Genomic DNA, 22,891 nt, shown 5'->3' on the forward strand with positions numbered 1-22,891 from the left:
AGTCGACGTCGGCGCGGCGCTCGATCACGGGCGTGCGGTGCGTCCGTCGCCGCGAGTCGGGGTGACGAGTCAGTCGAACGCGACGAAGACCCCGTCACGCAGCACGGGCACGGCATCGATGGCATCGAGCTCGGCGGCACTCGACGTCGTCGTCGGGACCGCGCCGGATGCCCGCATCCGATCGGTCGCGGCCACTCCGTCGGCGAGTTCGCGGGCCGATCCGCTCGCGCTGACCATATGGCGCAGCGCCCGCTTCAACGCTCGGAATCCCTCGGCTGCCACGGCCGCATCGGGTGCGGTGTGATCGATGCCGAGATCGGTCAGCGCGGCGACGATCGCTCCGGCCCCGAGGTGGTCTTCGACCGCGAACCGCACTGCACCGTCTGCGTCGGCTTCGCCCGCCGCGATCACGCTCACCGACGTGCGTGCCTGGTTGCGCTCCTGCAGCGTCGCGATCGATCGCGCGACCGCCGACGCGTTGCGGAGACTTCCGATCAGCACCACGGCCTCACCTGCGCGGGCGGCGACCGCAGCACCATTGCGAGACCACGCACGTGCGTCGTCGAGCGAGACCGAGGACCCGGAGGCGACGGCATCCGCGACCGTCGACGAGAAGCGGAGCACGTCGACGACCACGACGACGTCGGCGGGTGCGAGGCGGTCGAGCCCTTCGACGCCCCACTCGAGGCGCACCTGATAAGTGGACTGGTCGAACGGAGACGGCATCCGTCCAGCCTAGAGCGACCGGATGCGCCAGAACGCCCCGATGACCGATTGGGTCACGGGGCGCTGGCGCACGCACGTCGTCAGTCTGCGGCGAGTGCGTCGACCGGCGCCACCCGGGTGGCGAGACGGGTCGGAGTGGCGGCCGCGACCAGGGTCAGCACAGCGGTCGCCGCGACGATGATGACGACCGGCAGCCACGGCACGTGAGGGGCGACGAGCCCGGCCGGCTCGAAGTCGGGCAGGGTCGGCACCGAACCGAGCAGAGACTGCGCCGCGATCCACCCGTACACGATGCCCAGGATCAACCCGGTCAGCGTCGCGGCCACCGTGATGTGTGCGGCCTCGAGCAGCACCATACGACGCACCTGCACGTTGGACAGTCCGATCGAGCGAAGCAGTCCGAGCTCGCGACGACGCTGCACGACGCCGATCGTCAGAAGATTGACCAGGCCGACCGCGGCGATCACCGCCGACACGGCGACGAGCACCATCATCACCGATGCGAAGGCGTCGAAAGGAGTGAAGAACTCGGCGGGCGTCTCGCCCTCGACCTGGCCGATCAGCATCTGCTTGACCGACTCGAGCGCGACGGCGAACATCGTGACGAGCGTGACCCCCATCACCACGCCGATCGCCATGCGCGAGGAGCGCTCCGGGTAGCGCAGGGCGTTCTCGGCCGCGAGGCGTGCGGTGGCACTCGAGCCGAACATCCGCCCCACCAGACGCAGCACGGGTGGCATGAACAGCACCGATCCGAGCGCGAGTCCCGTGAACGACAGCAGTCCGCCGAAGAAGGCGACGACCACTCCGAGAGGATGGGCGAGTCCGACGACGACCCCTGCCGCCAGCAGGACGGTGCCTGCACCCAGCAGCACCCATGCGCCGATGTGACGCCCAGGGCGGGACATCTCTTCGTGGCTGCGCTCGACCGATCCGCCGATCGCCTGCAGAGGTGTGACGGCGAGTACGCGTCTGGATCCTGCCCAGGCGGCAGCCCAGGTGGTGAGGGCTACGCCGATCACAGGCAGGGCGATGAACGGCTGTGCGAGTGAGAACCCCGTCGGCACGTTCTCGATCAGTCCCGAGCCGATCTGCACGCCGACGGCCGCGATCGCGAGGCCGGAGAGCAGCCCCAGTGCCGCGCCGATGACGCCGACCACCAAGCCCTGCTTGCCGACCTGCGCCCTCTGCGACCGCGCGGTCGCACCGATCAGGCGCATCAGCGCGATCTGACGAGTGCGCCCGGCGATGATCGTCGAGAAGGTGTTGGCGGTGACGATCGCCGCGACGTACATCGCGACGCCCGTGAGGAGCACCGAGAGCAGCCCGACCACGAAGGCGAGGGTCTCGCTGTCGCCGATGAACGGGTCGGCCTGCAGCACCGCTCCGAGGTAGGCCGTGGTCTCGACCAGCACCACTCCGAAGGCGGCCGAGAGCGTCGCGACCAGGATGCTGGCTCCCATGCCGCGGTCGCGCAGCCATGCGAGGCGCGGACCGGTCGCCGACGTCTGAGCGACGACCGTGCGGACCGGAGAATCGATCACGGCGCTCATGCCGCGACCTCGGCGGCGAGCATGTAGGCCGAGATCTGCTCAGCGCTCTGACGCGGGTGATCGGCGACGATCCGTCCGTCGCCGAGGAACAGCACCCGGTCGGCATAGCTCGCCGCGATCGCGTCGTGCGTGACCATCGCGATCGACTGCCCGTGCTCGCGGCTCGCGGTCGCGAGCAGCTGCAGCACCTCGCGTCCGGTCTTCGAGTCGAGGTTGCCGGTCGGCTCATCGGCGAAGACCAGGTCAGGTGCCGTGGCGAGAGCGCGGGCGATCGCGACCCGCTGCTGCTGACCGCCCGACAGCTGGTGCGGTCGGTGCTGCAGCCGTGATCCGAGCCCGAGCGTCTCGATCAGTCCGTCGATGCGGGCCTTCTCGATCGCGCTGGGGCGGCGTCCGTCGAGCTCGAACGGCAGCATGATGTTGCCGAGGGCGGTGAGTGTCGGCACGAGGTTGAACGCCTGGAAGATGAATCCCACTCGGCGGCGGCGAAGGATCGTCAGGTCGAGGTCTCCGAGCTGGGTGATCTCGGTGTCGCCGATCCAGCTCCTCCCCTGCGTCGGGGTGTCGAGGCCGGCCATGATGTGCATGAGCGTGGACTTTCCCGAACCGGACGGACCCATGATGGCGGTGAACTGCCCACGACGGATGCCGACGCTGACATCGTCCAGCGCGTGGACGGTGCCCTCGCCGGAGCCGTAGGTCTTCGTGAGGTGCTGGACGCGGGCTGCGAGCCCGAGGTCGGTGGTCGTGATCTCCATGCCTTCGACGCTACGGACGGCGGGTGTGCCGCCGCGTCGGCCTGACGACGCATCCGCCTACATCGCAAGGATGATCCCGCGAGCGGGCGGGTGTTCTGTCAGGCGAGCCCGTGCTCGAAGGCGAAGACCACGAGCTGCACGCGGTCGCGCAGAGTGAGCTTGGTCAGGATGCGGCTGATATGGGTCTTCACGGTCGCCTCGCTGAGATACTCGCGAGCGGCGATCTCGGAATTCGAGAGTCCCCTGGCTGCGAGCGCGAAGATCTCGCGCTCACGGTCGGTCAGCGCGGAGAACTGCACGGGCACTGGCTTCGGCTCCTCGGCGAAGTGCTCGAACAGCTCACGTGTGGCGGAGGCGGCGATCACGCTCGACCCGGAATGCACGGTGCGGATCGCCGCGAGGAGGAACTCGGGGTCGGCGTCCTTGAGGAGGAACCCGCTGGCACCGCCGCGGATCGCACGGGCGGCTGCCTCGTCGAGGTCGAAGGTGGTCAGCATCACGATGCGGGGCGGGTCGGGCTGCGCGAGGATCTCGGCGGTCGCGGCGAGACCGTCCATGACCGGCATCCTGATGTCCATCAGCACCACATCCGGTCGGGTCGCGCGCACCAGGGCGACGCCCTCTCGTCCGTTGCCCGCTTCTCCGACGACGTCGATGTCGGGCTGCGAGGCGAGCAGCATGCGGACGCCGGCGCGGAACAGCGCCTGATCATCGACGAGGACGACCCTGATCATGCGACTTCTCCGATCGGGAGCGACGCACCGACGACGAACTGCGCGCCTTGACGCTCCGCCTGAAGGCTACCGCCGACGAGCTGAGCCCGTTCGCGCATGCCGATCACACCGTGCCCGGCACCGACCTGCGTCTGCGCCTGGCCGATCGTGTTGCGCACCTCGATGTCGACGCGGTCGGGAAGCCAGGCGAGGTGCACATCGACCGCCCCGTCGCCGTGTCGGATGGCATTGGTGAGCGCCTCCTGGAGGATCCGGTACACCGCGAGCTGGATCGCCCCCGGCGGCTCTCCAGGGGGCATCGGATCGACGGTGATGCGCGGCTCGACGCCTGCCTGACGCACCTGCGCGAACAGCGCCTCGAGGTCCGCGAGCGTCGGCTGAGGACCGTCGCCCTGTCGGTGGCGCAGCTGGGTGAGCAGCAGGCGCACGTCACTCAGGGCGCTGCGAGCGGTCTGCGCGATGGTTCCCAGGGCCTCGGTGGCCATCTCGGGCTTCGCGGCCGCCGCGTACCTGGCTCCGTCGGCCTGGGCGATCACCACGGCCAGCGAGTGCGCGACGATGTCGTGCATGTCGCGGGCGATGCGCACTCGTTCCTGCTCCTCCGCCGCGAGCGACTCCGCCTTCAGCTGCGCCGAGCGGGTGCTCCGCGCACGCAGCACCACACGCCACAGCAGCCCGCACACCCAGGCGAAGCCGAGAGCGAGCACCGAGACGACGAGGAGCAGAGTGCCGGTGGTCAGTTGATCCCAGCCGCTGGCTCCGGAGGTGACACCGGTGACGACCACCAGGTAGACCGCCGACACGAAGGCGCCCAGCAGCGCGGAGCCGAACCCCCACCACAGCACGACCCGCGACCCCCAGGCGGCGGTGGCGTAGAGCACGAGAAGGATCGCGACATCGATCGGAAGCGGCCCGAATCCGGAGAGCATCTGCACGATGGCGCCCGCCCAGGCCGCGGCGAGCGCGAGTCCAGGAGCCAGCCTGCCGATCGCGACGCCGCCGAACATCAGGATGCCCGCGACCACGACCGCCGCGACAGCAGCACCGCTGATCCCCTGGCCGGCCGCCCCCGGACCGTAGAACGCGACCGAGAAGGGAGTGAGGATGACGAAGAGCAGCGCCGCCCCGACGATGTCGAGCACGAGCGCCGTGCGGGAGAGCGGGCGGATCACTCCCCCAACGCTACGCGGCACGGCATCCGCCTCGCATCCGCCTGGAGATGTATCCGGCGCGTGTCAGGCGCGGGCGATGATCTCGCCGTGCGGCACGAGGTACCAGCCGTCGCCGTCGTCGGCCCAGCGCATCCAGGCGTCGCTGATCGCCTGCAGGTCGCTCGACGTCGCCATCTCGCTGTCGACCAGCTGCCGTGCGAGCGCCGACTCGAGGATGCGGTCTGCCCACATGCCGCCCCACCAGGCACGATCCTCGGGGGTCGCGTACGTCCAGGTGGAGGTCGTCGCGGTCACTTCTTCGAACCCGGCCTCCCGTGCCCACGAGAGGAGGCGGCGTCCCGCATCGGGCTCCCCTCCGTTGGCTCGCGCGGCACGGCGATACAGGTCGAGCCACCGGTCGAGCTCCGGCAGCACCGGGAACCAGATGAATCCGGCGTAATCCGCGTCCCGGGCGGCCACCACGCCGCCGGGCACTGCGACCCGGCGCATCTCACGTAGCGCCTGCACCGGATCGCCGACGTGCTGCAGCACCTGGTGCGCATGCACGACATCGAAGCTGTCGTCGGCGAAGCCCAGCGCATGCACGTCCTCGATCGCGAAGTCGAGGTTGTGCAGACCTCTGCTCGACGCGAGATCGCGCGACAGCGAGAGCGCGTTCTCATCGATCTCGGTCGCCGTCACGTGGGCGACGATCCCGGCGAAGTCGACCGTGATGCTGCCTGGCCCTGCTCCGACGTCGAGAAGCCTGGTGGTCTCGGTCAGGTGCGGGCGGAGGTACTCCGCGGAGTTGGAGATGTCGCGGCTGCTGTGAGAGCGGAGGACGGACTCATGGTGCCCGTGCGTGTAGGTGGCCATGCCTCAGTCTGGCAAGAACCCCTCGCCTGACCGAATCGACCGTCAGTGCAGCTCGAGGACGGCCCGTCTGATCGATTCGCGATCCGGTTTTCCGGAGGCCAGCGCGGCAAGCTCGTCGACCATGACCAGGCGTGCCGGTCTGGCATGCTTTCCGAGCTCCTCCGCCACGAGATCCCGCGCATGCGCGAGCTGCTCGGGCTCGCTGCGCCGCAGCGCCTCGCCTCTGGCCGCGACGATGACCGAGGCCTCGCCCCATCGTTCATCCGGCACGCCGACGACCACGGCGCCGGTGAGCCCCGGAACACTGCGAACCAGCCGTTCGACACGGTCGAGGGAGATGTTGATGCCGCCCGAGACGATCACGTTGTCCGCACGACCGTGCACCCGCACCACGCCGTCGTCGAAGAGCCCGAGATCGCCGGTGTGGTACCAGCGGATGCCGTGCTCGTCGCGCGAGAAGTTCTTGGCGGTCAGCTCCCCGTCGCCGAGGTAGCCGTCAGCGAGCATCGGACCGGCGATGCGCAGCTCCCCGTCCACCGTGCGCACGGCGACGGTGTCGAGGGGAACACCGTCGTACACGCATCCGCCGCTGGTCTCGGTGGAGCCGTAGGTGCGCACGAGCCGGACGCCGAGATCGGCGGCCCGTTCACGGAGGGGCACCGGCAGCGCCTGTCCCCCGACGAGGATCGCCCGGTAGGCCTGCAGTGCGGCGCGCACCGGTCGGTCGTCGGCGGCGTCGAGCAGTGTCGACAGCTGTGCGGGCACGAGAGAGGTGTACAGCTCGGGGATCGCTGCGGAGCCGCCCGGAGTCGGACGCAGCATCGACAGCGTCGCATCGGCGAAGGTCTCGGGTGAGAACCGACCGCCCAGGGCCACCGGGTGCGTGCCGGCGATCAGAGACCTCACCAGAACCTGGAGCCCCGCCACGTATCCGGCCGGAAGCGCGAGCAGCCATCGTCCGCCGCCCACCCTCGCCGCCGTGGCTTCGACACTCGCTCGCAGCGCCTCGCCGCTCAGGACGACGCGTTTGGGGACGCCGCTGGAGCCGGAGGTGGCGATCACGACCGCCGTGCCGTCGGGCACGCCCCTGGGCGCGTCGCCGAGCATCCCGAACCCGAGCGCCGGTCCGCCGTCGAGCGCCCGCGCCAGGGCGTCGCGCAGTTCGGCCGGATCCTCGGCATCCGTGGGCGTCAGCGCGACCATGTGCGTCTCGATCCGCTCAGTAGTGCCAGGGGAACGACGACCAGTCGGCGTCGCGCTTCTCGAGGAACGAGTCGCGGCCCTCGACCGCCTCGTCGGTGCCGTAGGCGAGACGCGTGGCCTCGCCCGCAAAGACCTGCTGCCCGACGAGCCCGTCGTCGACCGCGTTGAACGCGAACTTCAGCATGCGGATCGCCGTGGGCGACTTGGTGAGCACGGTGCGCGCCATCTTCAGCGCCTCGCGCTCGAGCTCGGCGTGGGGAACGACCCGGTTCACGGCTCCTGCCTCGTAGGCACGCTGAGCCGAGTACTCCTCCGCAAGGAAGAACACCTCGCGTGCGAACTTCTGACCCGTCTGCCTCGCCATGTAGGCCGACCCGTAGCCGGCGTCGAAGCTGCCGACGTCGGCATCGGTCTGCTTGAACCGCGCCTCCTCGGCCGAGGCGATCGTGAGGTCGCAGACCACGTGCAGCGAGTGCCCGCCGCCCGCGGCCCACCCCGGTACGACGGCGATGACGACCTTGGGCATGAAGCGGATGAGGCGCTGGACCTCGAGGATGTGCAGGCGACCGGCTCGCGCGGGGTCGTGCACGGTCGTCTCGTCGTCGGAGTACTTGTAGCCGTCGCGTCCGCGGATGCGCTGGTCACCGCCCGAGCAGAACGCCCACCCTCCGTCCTTCGGACTCGGCCCGTTGCCCGTGAGCAGCACGGCGCCGATGCGGGGGTTCTGCCGTGCGTCGTCGAGCGCGCGGTAGAGCTCGTCGACGGTGTGCGGACGGAAGGCGTTGCGCACCTCGGGGCGGTTGAACGCGATGCGGGCGACTCCGCCGTCCGTGCTGACGTGGGCGGTGATGTCGGTGTAGTCCTCGGCACCGGGCGCGAGCACCCATTCGTCCGGGTCGAACAGGTCTGAGACGAATGCGCTGGTCACAGCATCCAGCCTATTCCCGCGGGGGTTGCAGACGCAGACGGCGTCGCCCCGAGAGGCGACGCCGTCTGCGTTCTGGGTTCAGGGGCGGCGGGCTCGAGCCGTCTTGATCCAGCCGTCCACGATGTCCCAGATCGGGAAGGCCACGAGGCAGAACCCCGTGATCACCGTGAGGATCCGCATCGTCTCGTCGGTCACCCCGTTGTCGGTGAAGACGTAGTCGAGGAACTCCGGATTGACCAGCTCTCCCTGCACCAGCAGCGTCAGCGACCAGGCGGCGAACACCGCCGCGAGCACGGTGTTGACCACCGCGGCGCCGATCGTCCAGCGACGCTGGGCGTAGACGAACACGGCCAGCAGCGCCTCGGCGACGAAGAGCGCGAGGAGGAAAGTGATGCCCCACGGCCAGAGCGCCGGATTGAGCAGGGCGATCGGAGCGCCCTCGGTCGGGAAGAAGCCGACGAATGCGTCCCAGAACACCGCCCCCGCGCCGAGCACGAGGAAGACGATCGAGGCGATGGCGTCGGCGCGACCGGCACCGTTCTGCGTCGGCTCAGGCAGCTGGTCGACACTCCACCTCACCCCGGTGTCGGCGCCGGTGCGCTCGAGCACGAAGAAGACGAGTGTCACCCAGAACCCGACATGGACGACGGATCCGAGAGCCGCCACCACCGCCGTGCCGATGATCTCGCCCGTCGGGGCGCCGTCGATGAGCTGTCCGAGCATGACGCCACCGAATGCACAGATCGGAACGATGATCAGCAGCAGCTTGAGCAGCCGCCACCAGACGAGGTAGTACTTCGGCCCGATCAGGTGCAGCGGACGGTCGGCGTACCCCGCGGCGAGGATGCCGGGGTCGCCGAGCTCGGTGAGCACGGCGCGTTCAGCGGCTGCGGGGGTCTCCCCCTGCTCGAGCTTCGCATCGATCGCATCCGCGATCGACCCTTCGAGCTCTGCGCGAACGTCGTCCTGCACCTCGGGCGTGAGGCTGCGGATCGTGGCGCTGATGTAGCGCTCGGTGAGCGTGGCTGTCGTGGTCATGTCAGTGCTCCTCGGAGGTGAGGGTCGCGATCGCCGCGGTGAGCGATCGCCATTCTTCGGTCAGGGTGTCGGCGAGCCGGATGCCGGCGTCCGAGGTGCGGTAGAACTTGCGGGGCCGCGCCTCGTCGGTGTTCCACTCGCTCGTGAGGTACTCCTGCTTCTCGAGCCTGCGAAGCAGCGGGTACAGCGTGTTCGCGTCGGTGGCGAAGCCGCGGCGCTCGAGGTCTTCGAGCAGTCCGTAGCCGTACCCCGCCGTGCGCAGCAGCTGCAGGCAGGCCAGCACCACGGTGCCGCGGCGCAGTTCCTGCAGATGCGTGTCGAGGGTCTCGTTCATGTCCGTCACATTACTGTGCGTCACACACCATTGTCAATCACACATCTGTGTAGCGGACCATGGACCGCGACAGTGCCCCCTCGGCGCCCTCCCCTCGAGCAACTACCGTGGGGGAATGACGATCGAGATCTCCCGCGTCGATCCCTCCGACGACGCCGAGGTGGATGCGTGGTGGGACTGCTACGCCGCCGCCGAACGAGCGGACCGCGGTGCGGATGCCGTCGTTTGGTCTCTGGCCGAGTGCCGCAGCGAGCTACGGCAGGCGTCGGCTGTCGTCGACCGGCGCGCCTATCTCGTCCGCGACGGCGCAGACATCGTCGGATCCGCGAGCCTCGCGCTGCCCCTCAAGGACAACACGCACGTCGCGCACCTCGCGATCAGCGTGCCGCCGCGACACCGACGCCGCAGCATCGGCACCGAGGCGCTCGCTTTTCTCGAGCGCGAAGCCGTGGCATCCGACCGCACGACAGCGCAGGGTTCGGCGTCGTGGCCGTATGAGCTCGGTTCGGAGGGAGCGGGGTCCCCGGGCCGCGAGTTCGCGAGGCGACACGGCTACAGCCTCGCTCTCGGCGACGTGCAGAGCAGACTTCCCCTGCCGGTCGACCCCGCACTGCTCGACCGGATCGAGAGCGACATCGCCTCTGCGATCGCCCAGTACGAGGTCCGCAGCTGGGTGGGCCACATCCCCGACGACGTCGTGGAGCGCTGGACGGTCCTCGACGCCACGCTCGAGACCGAGGCGCCGACCGGCGAGCTCGACATCGAGCCGCAGAAGCCCGACGTGGCCAGCATCCGCGAGAGCGAAGAGCTGCTCGACCTGCAGGGCCGCATCTCGTTCGGCACGATCGCTCTCGCCCCTGACGGCGACGCCGCGGCCTATTCGCAGCTCGTCGTGTCGACCGACGACGGCAACGCCTATCAGTGGGGAACCCTCGTGCGCGCGGCCGACCGGGGCCACCGGCTCGGCATCGCGGTCAAGGTCGCCAACCTGCGGATGCTGCATCGCGGGGCGCCTCAGGCGCGCGCCGTCTACACCTACAACGCAGAATCGAATGCGCACATGCTCGCCGTGAACACCCTGCTCGGCTTCCGCCCGAGCGAGCGACTCGGCGAACTGCAGAAGCGCCTGATCTGAGGAGCGTCCGTCGGCACGGCGGATCCCCGGAGGCCGCTCCGACAGAGCAGAATGAGCACATGCTCCCACCGCTCGCAGATCTGCTCGGCTCGGCCAGGGTCGTCTCGCTTCCGATGCACACCCGGTTCCGCGGGGTCGACACTCGCGAGGCACTGCTGTTCGAAGGCCCCGAGGGATGGGCCGAGTTCTCCCCGTTCCTCGAGTACGACGATGCCGAAGCGGCGACCTGGCTCGCTGCGGCGATCGACTTCGCATGGCGGGCGCCGCCGACGCCCCTGCGCGACCGCATCGGCGTGAACGCCACGATCCCCGCCATCGAGGCGGCACGGGTCGCCGAGGTGCTCGCCAGGTTCGCCGGGTGCCGTACCGCGAAGGTCAAGGTCGCAGAGCCCGGCCAGACGTTGGCCGACGACGTCGCCCGCGTGCGAGCCGTGCGCGAGGCGATGGGGCCGGAAGGACGCATCCGGGTGGATGCCAACGGAGCCTGGAACGTCGACGAGGCCGAGCATGCGGTGCACGCCCTCAACGAGTTCGATCTCGAATACGTCGAGCAGCCCTGCGCCACGGTGCCCGAGCTCGCGGAGCTGCGCACCCGTGTGAAGTACATGGGCATCCCGGTCGCGGCAGACGAGAGCATCCGCAAGTCATCCGACCCGCTCGCGGTCGCTCGGGAGAAGGCCGCCGACCTGCTCGTGATCAAGGCGCAGCCCCTGGGAGGAATCACCCACGCTCTGCAGATCGTCACCGCAGCCGGCCTACCCGTGGTCGTCTCGAGCGCGCTCGACACCGCGATCGGGCTCTCGCAGGGGGCGGCGCTCGCTGCCGCGCTGCCGACGCTCGACTACGACTGCGGGCTCGGCACCGCATCTCTGTTCCTCGACGACGTCGCCGATCTGCGCCCTGTCGACGGCTCGATCCCTGCCGGACGCGTGACGCCCGATGCCGCGGCGTTGACTCGACTCGCCGCTGCCGACGACCGTCACGACTGGTGGATCGCGAGGCTCAGCCGCTGCTACGAGGCGCTCGCCGCGCGCTGAGCGGCGTTCGTCTGCAGCGCGAGCAGCCGCGTCACTCCGCGAGCAGCAACTGCACGAGCCTGCCCAGCTCCTCGCTGCCCGAGTGCCGCAGCTGATCGGAGTCCTGGCCGGCCATCACACCGCGAACGGTCATGCCCTCCCAGAGGATCATGAGCATGCGCGCGGCCTCCTCGGCCGGTACCTTCAGCTCGAGCGAGCTCACCGAGACGATGTCCGCGATGATCACCGCGATGCTCGAGACCATCTCGCTCTCCTGCACGAGGTAGGCCGAGCCGAACTGATGATCGCGCAGTGCGCGGATGCGGATCTCACTCATCAGCATCACGCCGAGCCGGTCGTCGCCGCCCGCATCCATGATGCGCTGAACGAGCTCTACCGGGTCGCACCCCTCTGACAGGCCGCCCTCTGCGGCGATCTCCTCGACGCGGGCGCGCACCCCATTGACGCGCTGCTCGCCGACGCTGCCGGCGAGCACGAGGAAGAGCTCGTCCTTCGACTCGAAGTTCGAGTAGAAGGCTCCGCGCGTGAATCCGGCGCGGTCGCAGACCGCTTCGACCGAAGCGCCGTCGATTCCGACCTCTGCGAAGACCTGCGCAGCGGCATCGAGAAGCCTGGCTCGCGTGTTCTCACGACTGCGGGTGGCGGGTGTCGTCATCGAATCCTCCTGCTTCTCATTCTCACACCCCGCACACAGACTCCGGGGCTCGGACCACCTTACGATACAGGTATGTATTGGATACACCTGTGTATCCAGCCCGCATTCCCTGAGGAGCCTCGTGTCCACACTCCTGTCCTCGCTCGGCCGCTGGTCTTACCGGCACCCGTGGCGCGTCCTCATCTCCTGGCTCCTCGCGCTCGGCATCGCCGGCGCCGGCGCGCTCGTGCTCGGGGCGGGGACGGACAACTCGTTCTCGATTCCCGGAACCGAGTCGCAGGCGGGTCTCGAGCAGCTCAACCGCTCGTTCCCTGCAGTCAGCGGCACCAGCGCGCAGATCATCGTGGTCGCCGCGGACGGCGACTCGATCACGGATGACACGTATCGGGACGACATCGAGGACACCGTCGACCAGCTCGCCGATCTCGACGATTCCGTGCTCTCGGCCACCTCCCCGTTCGACGAGATGGTCAGCGGCATGATCAACGACGAAGAGACCGCCGGCATCATCCGCCTGCAGTTCGACGGTCAGGCGAGCGATGTCTCGGCCCAGACACAGGACGACCTGCGGGCCGTCGTGGCCGAACTCGCCGACGAGCTTCCGGACGGATCGCAGACCTCTCTCGGCGGCGAATTGTTCGCCACCTCCATCCCCGGTGTCACGCTCACCGAGGCGGTGGGTCTGCTCATCGCGTTGCTCGTGCTGATCGTCACCTTCCGCTCGTTCGTCGTCGCAGGGCTGCCGCTGCTCACCGCCGTGCTCGGTGTGGGCATCTCGATGGCCGGCATCTTCGCCGCGACCGCCTTCGCCACGGTCTCGTCGACCACTCCTCTCCTCGCCCTCATGCTCGGACTCGCGGTCGGCATCGACTACGCGCTGTTCATCATGGCCAGGCATCAGGATCAGGTGCGCGACGGGGTCGACCCCGAGGAATCCACCGCTCGCGCCGTCGGCACGGCCGGCTCCGCAGTGGTGTTCGCAGGTGTGACCGTGCTGATCGCCCTGATCGGACTCGGCTTCGCCGGCATCCCGTTCCTGACGACCATGGGCATCGCGGCATCCGCCGCTGTCGCGGTCGCCGTCGCGATCGCGGTGACGCTCACCCCTGCGCTGCTGGGCTTCATGAAGGGCCGCGTGGCGGGTCGGCCGCGCAAGGCGCGAAAGGCGAAGGAGGGCAAGCCCGCTCCCGCTCCGCGTGTGCGGTTCAGCGAGCGCTGGGTGACCGGCGTGACCAGGCGCCCGATTCTCGTCTCACTCGCCGTCGTGATCGGCCTCGGCATCATCGCGGTTCCGGCTCTGAGCCTGAACCTCGCGCTGCCCAACGCCGGCGTGCTGCCGAAGGACTCGGAGGCGCGGCAGAGCTACGACCTCGTCGCCGAGGAGTTCGGCCCCGGCTTCAACGGACCCATGATCCTCACGGGCACGATCGTCACGTCGACCGATCCGCTCACGCTGATGGAGGATCTCGGTGACGAGGTCGCGAAGATCGACGGCGTCAAGGAGGTAGCGCTCGCGACGCCGAACGAGACGGCCGACACCGGCATCGTGCAGATCATTCCCGAGACGGCACCCGACGACCCCGCCACGGCCGACCTCGTGCGCGAGCTGCGGTCGCACCACGACCAGTGGCTCGACGAGTTCGGCATCGACCTGAAGGTGACCGGGTTCACCGCGGTCGGCATCGACATCTCCGACCAGCTGGGCAACGCCCTGCTGCCCTTCGGCATCTTCGTGATCGGCCTCTCGCTGATCCTGCTCACGATCGTGTTCCGCTCGCTGTGGGTGCCGATCACCGCCGCAGTCGGCTACCTGCTGTCGATCGTCGCCGCGTTCGGCATCGTCGGCGCGGTGTTCGAGTGGGGCTGGTTCGCCGATGCCCTGCATGTCGCGAAGGTGGGCCCGATCATCAGCTTCATGCCGATCATCCTGATGGGCGTGCTGTTCGGACTCGCGATGGACTATCAGGTCTTCCTGGTGTCACGCATGCGCGAGGACTTCGTGCACGACCCCGACGGCAAGAGCCCCGACCGAGCCACGCGTCGCGCCGCCGCGCTGCGTGCCGTGCGCAGCGGCTTCACGGGGTCTGCGAAGGTCGTCACCGCGGCCGGACTCATCATGTTCGCGGTTTTCGTGGCATTCGTCCCCGAGGGAGATTCGTCACTCAAGCCCATCGCGCTGGGCCTCGCGGCCGGCATCGCGATCGATGCCTTCCTGGTGCGGATGACGCTGATCCCTGCTCTCATGGCCATTCTCGGCGAGCGGGCGTGGGAGATCCCGGCGTGGCTGGAGAAGATCCTTCCGAGCGTCGACATCGAAGGTGAGGCTGTCGAGCGCGAGCGCCACCTGGCCGGATGGCCGGGAGACGACTCGGTCGTGGCCGCCGACGATCTCACGGTGACGGATGCCGGCATCGACGGCCTCCACCTGCGCCTCGCTCCCGGCGGGTCCGCCGTGCTCACTGGCTCGTCCGCCGGTGCGCTGCGTGCGCTGGCATTGACGATCGCCGGCCGTGCGACCCCCGACGACGGGCGCCTCCGGGTCGCCGGTCACCTGCTCCCAGGGCGAGCGGCGTGGGTGCGCGCGCATGTCGGAGCAGTCATGACCGCGGATGCCGGAAGCCTGTCTGCCGACCTCTCCGAGGCGCTGCGCGGACGGCCCGCACTCGTGGTGATCGACGGAGCCGACCGGCTCTCGCGCTCCGAACGCGATCAGCTCGCGGCACGACTGCGTGACTCCCGCAGTACGACCGCGATCCTGCTCACCGCACTCGACCCCGAGATCGGCCTCGAGATCCTCGCAGACGCTGGCCGCTCCCCCGCCGACGTGGTCGACATCGACGCGCCCGCAGCACAGACACGACCCGAGTCCTCGGTGCCCCGCACCGCCGACGACACCACCGAAGGCACCACCGAATCGACCGAGGTGAACGCATGACCCTCCCCATCGAACGCGCCCGCTCGCGCAAGCCCATCACGTGGCTGACGATCCTCGGCGTCCTGCTGCTGCCCGCAGCCGTCGGCGGCATCCTGGTCGCCGCACTGCAGAACCCGACCGAGCGTCTCGACTCGATGACCGCCGCGATCGTCAACCTCGACGAGCCGGTGGAGATCGACGGACAGCTGACGCCGCTGGGGCGGCAGCTCGCCTCAGGACTCGTCGAAGGATCGGACGAACTCGACTCCAACCTCACCTGGGTGATCTCGAACGAGGATGACGCAGCCGATGGGCTCGCTGACGGGTCGTATCAGGCCGTCATCACGATCCCCGAGGAGTTCTCCGCCGCCGCGACCTCGGCTGGACAGGCGATCTCGGACGGCGGAGGTGACGCCGAGCAGGCCACCATCCAGGTCACCACGCCGGATGACGGACTCGTCGCCGACGATCTCATCACCAGTCAGATCGCGAATGTGGCCGCATCGAGCATGGGCACGCTGCTGTCGGAGGCGACGACCGAGAACATCCTCGTCGGCTTCACCACGATCGGCGATCAGATCGGGGAGGCCGCCGACGGTGCCGCCCAGCTGGCCACCGGCGCGCGGGATGCGGCGACGGGCGCGGCCGCTATCCCCGACGGCGCGACACAGCTCGCCTCGGGCGCCGCCGAGCTCGGAGACGGCGCGTCGTCGCTCGCGTCAGGACTCGACACGCTCGCCTCGAAGACCCGCGAGGCTGCGGGTGGCGCGAGTCAGATCGGCACCGGTCTGACCACAGGAGCGACGGAGCTTCAGAACCAAGTCGCCGGCGCCCAGCAGCTCGCGGCCGGGTCGACACAGGTGGCCGCCGGTCTGCAGCAGCTCGCCGAGACCTGTGTACCCAGCGGATTCCCTCAGGAGTACTGCGACCAGATCGTCGCCCTCTCGACGGGTGCGACGCAGACTGATGCAGGGGTACAGCAACTTGCTACTCTTCCCGCCACCCTCGCGACCCAGCTCGGCGAAGCCGGCGCCGGCGCCACGACTCTCGCGGACGGCCTGAACCAGCTGGCATCCCAGGGCCTCGACGAATCCGCCGCCGGCGCACGTGCGCTGTCGACGGGAGCCGCTCAGCTGTCCGACGGGACGACCGAGCTCGCGACCGGCGCCGCCGACCTCGCGACCGGCCTCGACACCCTCGCCACCGGAACGGGCGATCTCGCCGGGGGTCTGCGCACCGCATCCGACTCCCTCCCCTCGTTCAGCGACTCGGAGTCGACCTCGCTCGCCTCGGTGATCGCCGATCCGGTGGCGTCGAAGGGGGCCGACGGGGCGACGATCTTCGGCCCGACCGCTATCCCGCTTCTCACTGCCGTGGTGCTGTGGTTCGGCGCTCTCGCCTCGTTCCTCGTGATGCGGGCGCACACCGCGCGCACTCTCACGTCGCGGCGCTCCTCTGCCGGGCTCGCGCTGCGTGCCTTCGCCCCGACCGCCGCCATCGGCGCCGCCCAGGGCCTGCTGGTCTCCCTGATCGTGCAGATCGTCGCGAGCTACGACGCCGCGACCTGGTGGGGGTTCGCCGGAATCGCCGTGCTGGCCGGTGTCGTCTTCGCCGCCGTCAACCAGGCGCTCGTCGCCCTCTTCGGTGGCGTCGGCCGGTGGATCAGCGCCCTGGTCGGGGTGCTCGCGATCGCGACAGGACTCATCTCGACGGTGCCCGGCTGGCTGGCGGATCTCGGTGCGTCTCTGCCGACCGCCCCTGCCTTCGCCGGGTTGATCGCCGTGAACGGAGGCGCAGCCGCCGGTCTCATCGTGTGGGGTGTGCTGTCGCTGGTCGCGACCACCATCGCGGTCGCCCTGCGTCGCACGACCTCGGTGAAGGCTGCTGTGGCGACCGCCTGAGGGCCCCCTCCGGGCACCCCGCCCGGGCACGACTTCGGAGCACACCCGACGACGCGCCGCGCCTCGTTCTCGATGCGCGGCGCGTCGCCGTCCGGCTCCGAAGCCGTGCTCGCCCGGGCAGAGGCGGTATTCGTACACTCCCCGACGCACGTACGATCAGAAGATGCGTCGCCCCTTCATGACCTCTCCCGCCCAGCTCGAGTCACTCGAGGGGCAGCAGTACCTCGTGCTGCGCCCGACGAGAGCTGTGTCGGACGTCTACCGGGCCGAGCAGCGATCGGCACTCGGCCGGATGGATGCTCCGCACCCGAACACCGAGCACGTCACGCTGCGTGCATTCCACGAGCCCGAACGTCGGGAAGACCTGCTCGCGCTGATCCGCGAATGGGCGGTGGCGCAGCGCCCGATCGAGGTCGTCGCCGAGGCCGTAGACGTGTTCCCGGCGCCGTGGCAGGTCGTCATCCTGCGGCTGAGACGAACCCCCTCGCTCGTGTCGGCCTACGCGACTCTCAGCGAAGCCCTCGAGGGCACCGACTTCCGTCGACTGGACGAGCGCAGCACCGAGGACTGGACCTTCCACCTGTCAGTGATCTACGCGAAGACGCTCGCACCCGCCGCGTGGACCGAGCTCTCGCACAAATCCCGTCGCTCGCTCAGCTCACGCCCCGCCGAGACCATCAGCGAGGCCGAGCTCGTCTGGTACGAAGGCGGCGTCGAGCATTCCGAAGTGATCCCGTTCGGACTGCGTTCGTTCAGATGAGGTGAGCTCGGGCGCTCAGCTGAGGCCCGAGTACGCGTGCAGACCCTTGAAGAACACGTTGACGATCGTGAAGTTGAAGAGCACGGCCGAGAAGCCGACGATCGCCAGCCAGGCCGACGGGTTTCCGCGCCAGCCGCGCGTCGCACGAGCGTGGATGTATCCCGCATAGAGCACCCAGATGACGAAGGTCCACGTCTCCTTGACGTCGAAGCCCCAGAAGCGGCTCCAGGCGTAGTAGGCCCAGATCGAACCGGCGATGAGCGTGAACGTCCAGAGGATGAAGCCGATGATCGTGAAGCGGTAGGCCATGCTCTCGAGGCGCTCCGACCCGGGGAAGGTGCGCAGGAAGCCGGGGCCGGTCTTCTCGGCGCCCTCCGAGATCAGCCGCTCGCGGCGGGACTGCATCAGCTGGATCACCGACAGAGCGAAGGCCAGCGCGAAGAACGCGGTGCCGAGAGAGGCCACGAAGACGTGGATCACCAGCCACACGCTCTTGAGCGGGTCCATCAGAGGCGACACCTCGACGTAGAAGTTCGTGGCTGAGAGCCCCAGCAGCACGACGACGAGACCGGTGATGAACGTGCCGAGGAAACGCAGATCGATGCGCGTCAGAACCGCGAGGAACACGGCGACGATCAGCAGCGTGCCCATCATCGCGAACTCGTAGAGGTTGGCCCACGGCACTCGTCCGGCCGCGAAACCACGGGTGAGCGTGGCGGCGAGGTGGAAGATGAAGGCGAGGACGGTGAGCGACGTGCCGATGCGGGCCATCACGAAGCGCTGCGGGGCGGCGGCTGAGCCGGATGCCGAAGCACCCTTGGCGCCGCGCGAACCCGCGCCGGCTCCGACCAGTTCGAACTCCCGCACGCTCGCCGCATCTGCCGACAGCTGCGACCGGCGCGCGAGGTCGAAGGCGTAGGCCACGAAGGCCGCCGCATAGATCGCGATCGCCGTCCACAGCAGGATCGGCGAGATCACTTCGAGATCGAACATGGTGTCAGTCTACTTTCGGGGTGTCGGATGCAGGGTGCTCGGGGTCACCGTCGCGGACGGCCCGGGATGCCGTCACGGTCTTGTCGGAGTCGTCGACGGCCGGCTCCGGCTCCTCGACCGCAGTCGTCACTCCCGATGCGTCCATCAGACGCGCGTGACCGGCCACGAGGTCGTCGACAGCCGTGGCGAGAGTCGGGTCCTCGCCTCGCGCGAGACCGGCGTACTCGAGAGCGACGACGCCGTCCTGCCCCGTCGCCTTGACCCACACGCGGCGCCGAGGGATGAACAGGGCGAGCATGAGTCCGCCCAGCGCGAGAAGCGCGAAGCCGAGCACCCATGGGCCCGACGCATCGCGGTGGATCTGCAGCGAGGCGAAGCGCTTGACCGACTGAGAGGCGTCGCTGGCCCCCGCCGGCGACTCGTCCTCGAAGGTCACGGTTCCCATGCCGTTCGGCAGATCGGCCGTCTCTCCGGGTACGAGCTCGATCGACTCGAGGTCGGTCGTTCGTCCGGTGACCTTGGTCATGCCGGTGGTGTCGAGCACGTAGACCGAGCGAGGGATGCCCTCGTTGATGCCGAGGTCGCCCGTGTAGACGTCGAGGGTGAGAGTCGGGTTGGTGAGATCGCCGAAACCGGAGAAGAACGCGCCCGTGTCGAGCACACCCGTGGTCGGGTAGAAGAAACCGACCAGACCGACCTGCTCGCTGAGACCGTCAGGGATCTTGATGACGCCGAGCGAGGTCATGTTGTTGTCCTGCGGCAGGAAGGGCGTGCTGTTCGTGAACACGACCTCCCCGTCGGGGTCGCGCACGGTGATCGTCGGCGCATAGCCGTTGCCGAGCAGGAAGACGTTGTCGTCGGCGACGCCGAGAGGCTCGTTGACCTTGACCGAGCCGGTGCGCTCCTCGCCGTTCTCCTGCACTGTGACGTTGGCCGAGAAGTCGCCGGCCTGGCCGGAGCCGGGCTCGCCGAACGGCTGGTAAGTGACGTCGAAGCTGTCGAGGCGCATCGAGTACGGCGCGAGCGCCCCGTCGCTGACGAAACGGCCGCGGTTCATCGAGTCGTAGTCGAGCAGCGTGTTCGCGAACGTCTCGCCCTCGACCAGCACGCGCTGGCCCGTGTAGGCGAACCCGCCCCCGACGCCCACGGTGATCAGTACACCGACGAGGGCCAGGTGGAAGAGCAGGTTGCCCGACTCGCGCCAGTAGCCGCGCTCGGCCGAGACCGACGCGGTGCGACCCGAGTCGTAGCGCTCGACGCGGTAGCCGAGCGCTTTGAGCTGCTTCGTCGCGATGTCGATCGTCGCCGCGGCGTCGGCGGTCGGGTCCGTCGACGTGCGTTCGACCGCGCGGAAGTCGGCGAGCCGCTTGAGACGCGCCGGGGTGCGAGGGGGCCGAGCCTGCAGCGCCTTGGCGTGATGACGGATGCGCGGGATGACGCAGCCGACGAGCGAGGCGAACAGCAGCAGGTAGATGGCCGAGAACCACGGCGACAGGTAGACGTCGAACAGTTTCAGCCCGTCGAGCACGGGGAACAGATCGGGGTTGTCGCGCTCCCACTGGGTGACGCCGTTGGGGTCGGCCATCCGCTGGGGGAAGATCGAGCCGGGGATCGCCGCGATCGCGAGCACGAGCAGCAGGATCAGCGCGGTGCGCATCGAGGTCAGCTGACGCCAGCCCCAGCGCAGCCAGCCCACGAAGCCGAGGCGCGGCTGAGTGATGGACTCCTCGCCGTCGACGTGGTCTGACGGTCGGAGCGGATCGCTGGACCTCTCGGTTGTGCTGCTCACGTCATCCTTCCGATGCGTCTTCTTCTGATCAGATCGGGAGGACGACACTGTTCATCACCGCCGTCAGTCGAGACATGATGTCGGTCCAGAGGCCGGTCAGCATCAGCAGGCCGAGGACGATCAGCAGCACGCCGCCGATGACGTTCACGACGCGGATGTGACGGCGCAGGAACCCGATGGTCTTGGTCGCCCACCCGAAGCCGAGCGCGACCAGCAGGAACGGCAGGCCCAGGCCCAGCGAGTACGCCAGGCCGAGCAAGCCCGCGCGCACCGGGTCGCCCGCGTTGAACGAGAGGGCGAAGATCGCGGTGAGCGTCGGTCCGAGACAGGGCGCCCATCCGATGCCGAGAGCGATTCCCAGCAGCGGTGCGCCGATCAGTCCGGCCTTCGAGTCGACGTGGAAACGCAGCTCGCGCTGAGCGAAGCCGAAGAGACCGAGGAAGACGAGTCCCATCAGGATGATCACGCCACCGAGGATGCGCGTGATCAGCTCACCCCACTGGAGCAGGAAGACGTTGGCGAGCCCGCCGAGCGCTGTCAGCGACACGAACACGAGACTGAAGCCCAGGATGAAGAGGAGCACCCCGACGACGAGTCGGCCGCGGGCGGGCGCCTCGACCGTCGCCACCCCACTGCCGTTCGCCGTCCGCTCGCGTCGAGGGGCGACCGCTCCCCCGAGGAACCCGAGGTAGCCCGGCACCAGGGGAAGCACGCACGGTGAGAGGAAGGAGACGAGGCCCGCGAGGACCGCGACGGGGATCGCGAGCCAGAGGGCTCCCGTTCCGATGATGGCTTCGGGGTTCATGCCGCTCCCGCGAGACTCACGAGTCCTCCGCGAGCGCGTCCTTGACGAGCGTCGAGAGGATCGAGGTGCCGTCGATCGGACCGATGATGCGAGCGGCGACTCGGCCCTGCTTGTCGAGCACCAGAGTGGTCGGCGTCGCCTGGATCGGCACCGACGATGCGAAGGCGAGCTTGGCCTCGGCGGTGTCGACATCGATGAGACTCGGGTAGGTCACGCCGAATTCGGCCGAGAACGCCTTGGCGGTGTCGGCCTGATCGCGGGTGTTGATCCCCAGGAAGGCCACGTCGTCTCCGCCGTGCTCCTGCCACACGCTCTCGAGGTCTTCCGCCTCGACACGACACGGTGCGCATCCGGCGTACCAGAAGTTGACGACCGTCACCTTGCCCGCGAGCTCGGCGCTGCTGAAGTCGTCGCCGTTCTCGGTCACGCCGCCGAAGTCGACGACGGGTTCACCGCGCTCGGCGACCGGGATCTCGACGATCGCTCCGTCGGCCGCGACGTAGCCGGGGTTGTCACCGCTCAGGAAAGAGTCGTTCACGGGATCGGGAGCGCAGGCGCTCAGACCGATGGCTAGTACCGCGGCGAGCGCGGCACCGACCGCGCGGCGAGAAGGCCGGATGCGGGAGGAGCGGCCGCTGCGGATCGGACGAACCGTCGAGGCGAGAGGCACGATTCCCAGTTTACGCGGGGGTTCCTATGCATGGGCCGGGCGCGCCAGCCGTCGAGCGCCGCTCAGTCGGTCTCGTCATCGAACCGGCGGCGCGCGTCTTCGATGCGCGGCATCTGAGCGTCCACCCACGCCAGAATCGCGTCGATCGGCGGGCGCAGAGTCTTGCCGAGGGGCGTGATCCGGTACTCGACGGCGATGGGACGGGTGCCCAGGACCGCCCGATCGACGATGCCGTCGCGTTCCAGCCGCCGCAGGGTCGCGGTCAGCGACTTCTGCGTGACGGCGGGGATCGCGCGGCGCAGTTCGCTGAACCGCATGGGTCTCGTGCACAGCTCGTTCAGCACCCCCAGCGACCATTTGTCGAGCACCTGATCGAGGAGGTCTCGATGCGAGGCGCTGATGGTGAACTCGCTCACGGCAGAGCTGGCGGTATCCGTCATGACACCTAGTCTCGTTGAAGTTACTTCTGGATACCAGGTATTCATGTGTTACCACCTCATCTCATGAAGGAGCCATCCATGACCGTTCACCTCTCGACTCCGTCGAACCTGCAGCAGGGCACCCCGTACCACCATGTCGCCGTCGCCTCCGGCTCACGGCACATCCACGTCGCCGGCCAGATCTCCCGCCTCGCCGACGGCACCCCTGTCGCCCCTGACGACCTCGCCGGTCAGGTCGCTCAGGCACTGCGCAACACCCGAGACGGTCTCGCGAGCGCAGATGCGTCGTTCGCCGACGTCGTCCGCCTCACCTTCTACGTCACCGGGTGGAGCCCCGAGAAGATCGAGGACTTCATGGCCGGGGTCGAGTCCGTGGCAGCAGAGATCGGACTGCCGATCCCCATGCCCCCGGCATCCCTCATCGGCGTCGACTACCTGTTCGAATCCGACGTCCTCGTCGAGGTCGAAGCCACCGCCGTCGCCGACTGATC

22 protein-coding genes are annotated in these 22,891 nt (G+C 68.9%); 6 read left to right on the plus strand and 16 right to left on the minus strand.

The window, feature by feature from the left end:
* Positions 1 to 69: 69 nt before the first annotated feature.
* The 10 genes from RQG82_RS09700 to RQG82_RS09745 form a co-directional block, all read right to left on the minus strand.
* Positions 70 to 726: a 2-phosphosulfolactate phosphatase gene (locus tag RQG82_RS09700; RefSeq protein ID WP_311258881.1), complete on the minus strand. Its 657-nt coding sequence runs from the start codon at positions 724 to 726 to the stop codon at positions 70 to 72.
* 80 nt (positions 727 to 806) lie between these two features.
* Entirely contained in the window at positions 807 to 2,279 is a 1,473-nt protein-coding gene (locus RQG82_RS09705) for an ABC transporter permease (protein WP_311258882.1), read from the minus strand.
* Entirely contained in the window at positions 2,276 to 3,037 is a 762-nt protein-coding gene (locus RQG82_RS09710) for an ABC transporter ATP-binding protein (RefSeq protein ID WP_311258883.1), read from the minus strand. The genes RQG82_RS09705 and RQG82_RS09710 overlap by 4 nt, the downstream gene beginning before the upstream one ends.
* Positions 3,038 to 3,135: 98 nt before the next feature.
* Positions 3,136 to 3,771: a response regulator transcription factor gene (locus RQG82_RS09715; protein ID WP_311258884.1), complete on the minus strand. Its 636-nt coding sequence runs from the start codon at positions 3,769 to 3,771 to the stop codon at positions 3,136 to 3,138.
* Complete coding sequence (locus RQG82_RS09720; protein WP_311258885.1) at positions 3,768 to 4,943, minus strand: histidine kinase; 1,176 nt, start codon at positions 4,941 to 4,943, stop codon at positions 3,768 to 3,770. The genes RQG82_RS09715 and RQG82_RS09720 overlap by 4 nt, the downstream gene beginning before the upstream one ends.
* 63 nt (positions 4,944 to 5,006) lie before the next feature.
* Positions 5,007 to 5,798 (minus strand): class I SAM-dependent methyltransferase, encoded by a 792-nt coding sequence (locus RQG82_RS09725; protein WP_311258886.1) that lies wholly within the window; start codon positions 5,796 to 5,798, stop codon positions 5,007 to 5,009.
* Positions 5,799 to 5,840: 42 nt separating this feature from the next.
* On the minus strand, positions 5,841 to 7,001 hold the full coding sequence (locus RQG82_RS09730) for an AMP-binding protein (protein ID WP_311258887.1): 1,161 nt from the start codon (positions 6,999 to 7,001) through the stop codon (positions 5,841 to 5,843).
* A gap of 16 nt (positions 7,002 to 7,017) precedes the next feature.
* Positions 7,018 to 7,929: a 1,4-dihydroxy-2-naphthoyl-CoA synthase gene (locus tag RQG82_RS09735; RefSeq protein ID WP_311258888.1), complete on the minus strand. Its 912-nt coding sequence runs from the start codon at positions 7,927 to 7,929 to the stop codon at positions 7,018 to 7,020.
* A 78-nt stretch (positions 7,930 to 8,007) separates the two neighbouring features.
* Positions 8,008 to 8,967 carry a permease prefix domain 1-containing protein gene (locus RQG82_RS09740; protein ID WP_311258889.1) on the minus strand — a complete coding sequence of 320 codons (960 nt, stop codon included), beginning with the start codon at positions 8,965 to 8,967 and terminating at the stop codon, positions 8,008 to 8,010.
* A gap of 1 nt (position 8,968) precedes the next feature.
* Positions 8,969 to 9,301: a helix-turn-helix transcriptional regulator gene (locus RQG82_RS09745; protein ID WP_311258890.1), complete on the minus strand. Its 333-nt coding sequence runs from the start codon at positions 9,299 to 9,301 to the stop codon at positions 8,969 to 8,971.
* A 115-nt stretch (positions 9,302 to 9,416) separates the two neighbouring features.
* Between RQG82_RS09745 and RQG82_RS09750 the strand changes: the two genes are divergently transcribed.
* Together RQG82_RS09750 and RQG82_RS09755 are read left to right on the plus strand one after the other, a co-directional pair.
* A complete protein-coding gene (locus RQG82_RS09750; protein ID WP_311258891.1) occupies positions 9,417 to 10,436 on the plus strand; it encodes a GNAT family N-acetyltransferase in 1,020 nt (339 codons plus the stop codon).
* A gap of 59 nt (positions 10,437 to 10,495) precedes the next feature.
* Positions 10,496 to 11,473, plus strand: a complete 978-nt coding sequence (locus tag RQG82_RS09755) for an o-succinylbenzoate synthase (protein ID WP_311258892.1) — start codon at positions 10,496 to 10,498, stop codon at positions 11,471 to 11,473.
* A gap of 31 nt (positions 11,474 to 11,504) precedes the next feature.
* On the opposite strand, the gene RQG82_RS09760 is transcribed toward RQG82_RS09755, so the two are convergent.
* Positions 11,505 to 12,128, minus strand: coding sequence for a TetR/AcrR family transcriptional regulator (locus RQG82_RS09760; protein WP_311258893.1), 624 nt, complete (start codon positions 12,126 to 12,128; stop codon positions 11,505 to 11,507).
* Positions 12,129 to 12,249: 121 nt separating this feature from the next.
* On the opposite strand from RQG82_RS09760, the gene RQG82_RS09765 reads away from it, so the two are divergent.
* The 3 genes from RQG82_RS09765 (at position 12,250) to RQG82_RS09775 (ending at position 17,703) form a co-directional block, all read left to right on the plus strand.
* On the plus strand, positions 12,250 to 15,063 hold the full coding sequence (locus RQG82_RS09765; protein WP_311258894.1) for an efflux RND transporter permease subunit: 2,814 nt from the start codon (positions 12,250 to 12,252) through the stop codon (positions 15,061 to 15,063).
* Entirely contained in the window at positions 15,060 to 16,943 is a 1,884-nt protein-coding gene (locus tag RQG82_RS09770; protein WP_311258895.1) for a YhgE/Pip family protein, read from the plus strand. Before RQG82_RS09765 ends, RQG82_RS09770 begins: the two co-directional genes overlap by 4 nt.
* Before the next feature lie 163 nt (positions 16,944 to 17,106).
* Positions 17,107 to 17,703, plus strand: coding sequence for a 2'-5' RNA ligase family protein (locus RQG82_RS09775; protein ID WP_311258896.1), 597 nt, complete (start codon positions 17,107 to 17,109; stop codon positions 17,701 to 17,703).
* 15 nt (positions 17,704 to 17,718) lie between these two features.
* On the opposite strand, the gene ccsB is transcribed toward RQG82_RS09775, so the two are convergent.
* The 5 genes from ccsB to RQG82_RS09800 form a co-directional block, all read right to left on the minus strand.
* On the minus strand, positions 17,719 to 18,696 hold the full coding sequence (gene ccsB, locus RQG82_RS09780; RefSeq protein ID WP_311258897.1) for a c-type cytochrome biogenesis protein CcsB: 978 nt from the start codon (positions 18,694 to 18,696) through the stop codon (positions 17,719 to 17,721).
* A 4-nt stretch (positions 18,697 to 18,700) separates the two neighbouring features.
* Positions 18,701 to 20,485, minus strand: coding sequence for a cytochrome c biogenesis protein ResB (locus RQG82_RS09785; RefSeq protein WP_311258898.1), 1,785 nt, complete (start codon positions 20,483 to 20,485; stop codon positions 18,701 to 18,703).
* 28 nt (positions 20,486 to 20,513) lie between these two features.
* Complete coding sequence (locus tag RQG82_RS09790; protein WP_311258899.1) at positions 20,514 to 21,290, minus strand: cytochrome c biogenesis CcdA family protein; 777 nt, start codon at positions 21,288 to 21,290, stop codon at positions 20,514 to 20,516.
* Between the two features lie 16 nt (positions 21,291 to 21,306).
* Positions 21,307 to 21,960 carry a TlpA disulfide reductase family protein gene (locus tag RQG82_RS09795; protein WP_311258900.1) on the minus strand — a complete coding sequence of 218 codons (654 nt, stop codon included), beginning with the start codon at positions 21,958 to 21,960 and terminating at the stop codon, positions 21,307 to 21,309.
* A gap of 62 nt (positions 21,961 to 22,022) precedes the next feature.
* Entirely contained in the window at positions 22,023 to 22,400 is a 378-nt protein-coding gene (locus RQG82_RS09800; RefSeq protein WP_311258901.1) for a helix-turn-helix domain-containing protein, read from the minus strand.
* 78 nt (positions 22,401 to 22,478) lie between these two features.
* On the opposite strand from RQG82_RS09800, the gene RQG82_RS09805 reads away from it, so the two are divergent.
* The gene (locus tag RQG82_RS09805) at positions 22,479 to 22,889 is read left to right on the plus strand and encodes a RidA family protein (RefSeq protein ID WP_311258902.1); all 411 of its coding nucleotides are present in this window, start codon (positions 22,479 to 22,481) and stop codon (positions 22,887 to 22,889) included.
* The last annotated feature ends 2 nt before the right edge of the window (positions 22,890 to 22,891 follow it).

This window comes from Microbacterium sp. WCS2018Hpa-9 (genome assembly GCF_031843745.1).
Taxonomy (GTDB): Bacteria; Actinomycetota; Actinomycetes; order Actinomycetales; family Microbacteriaceae; genus Microbacterium.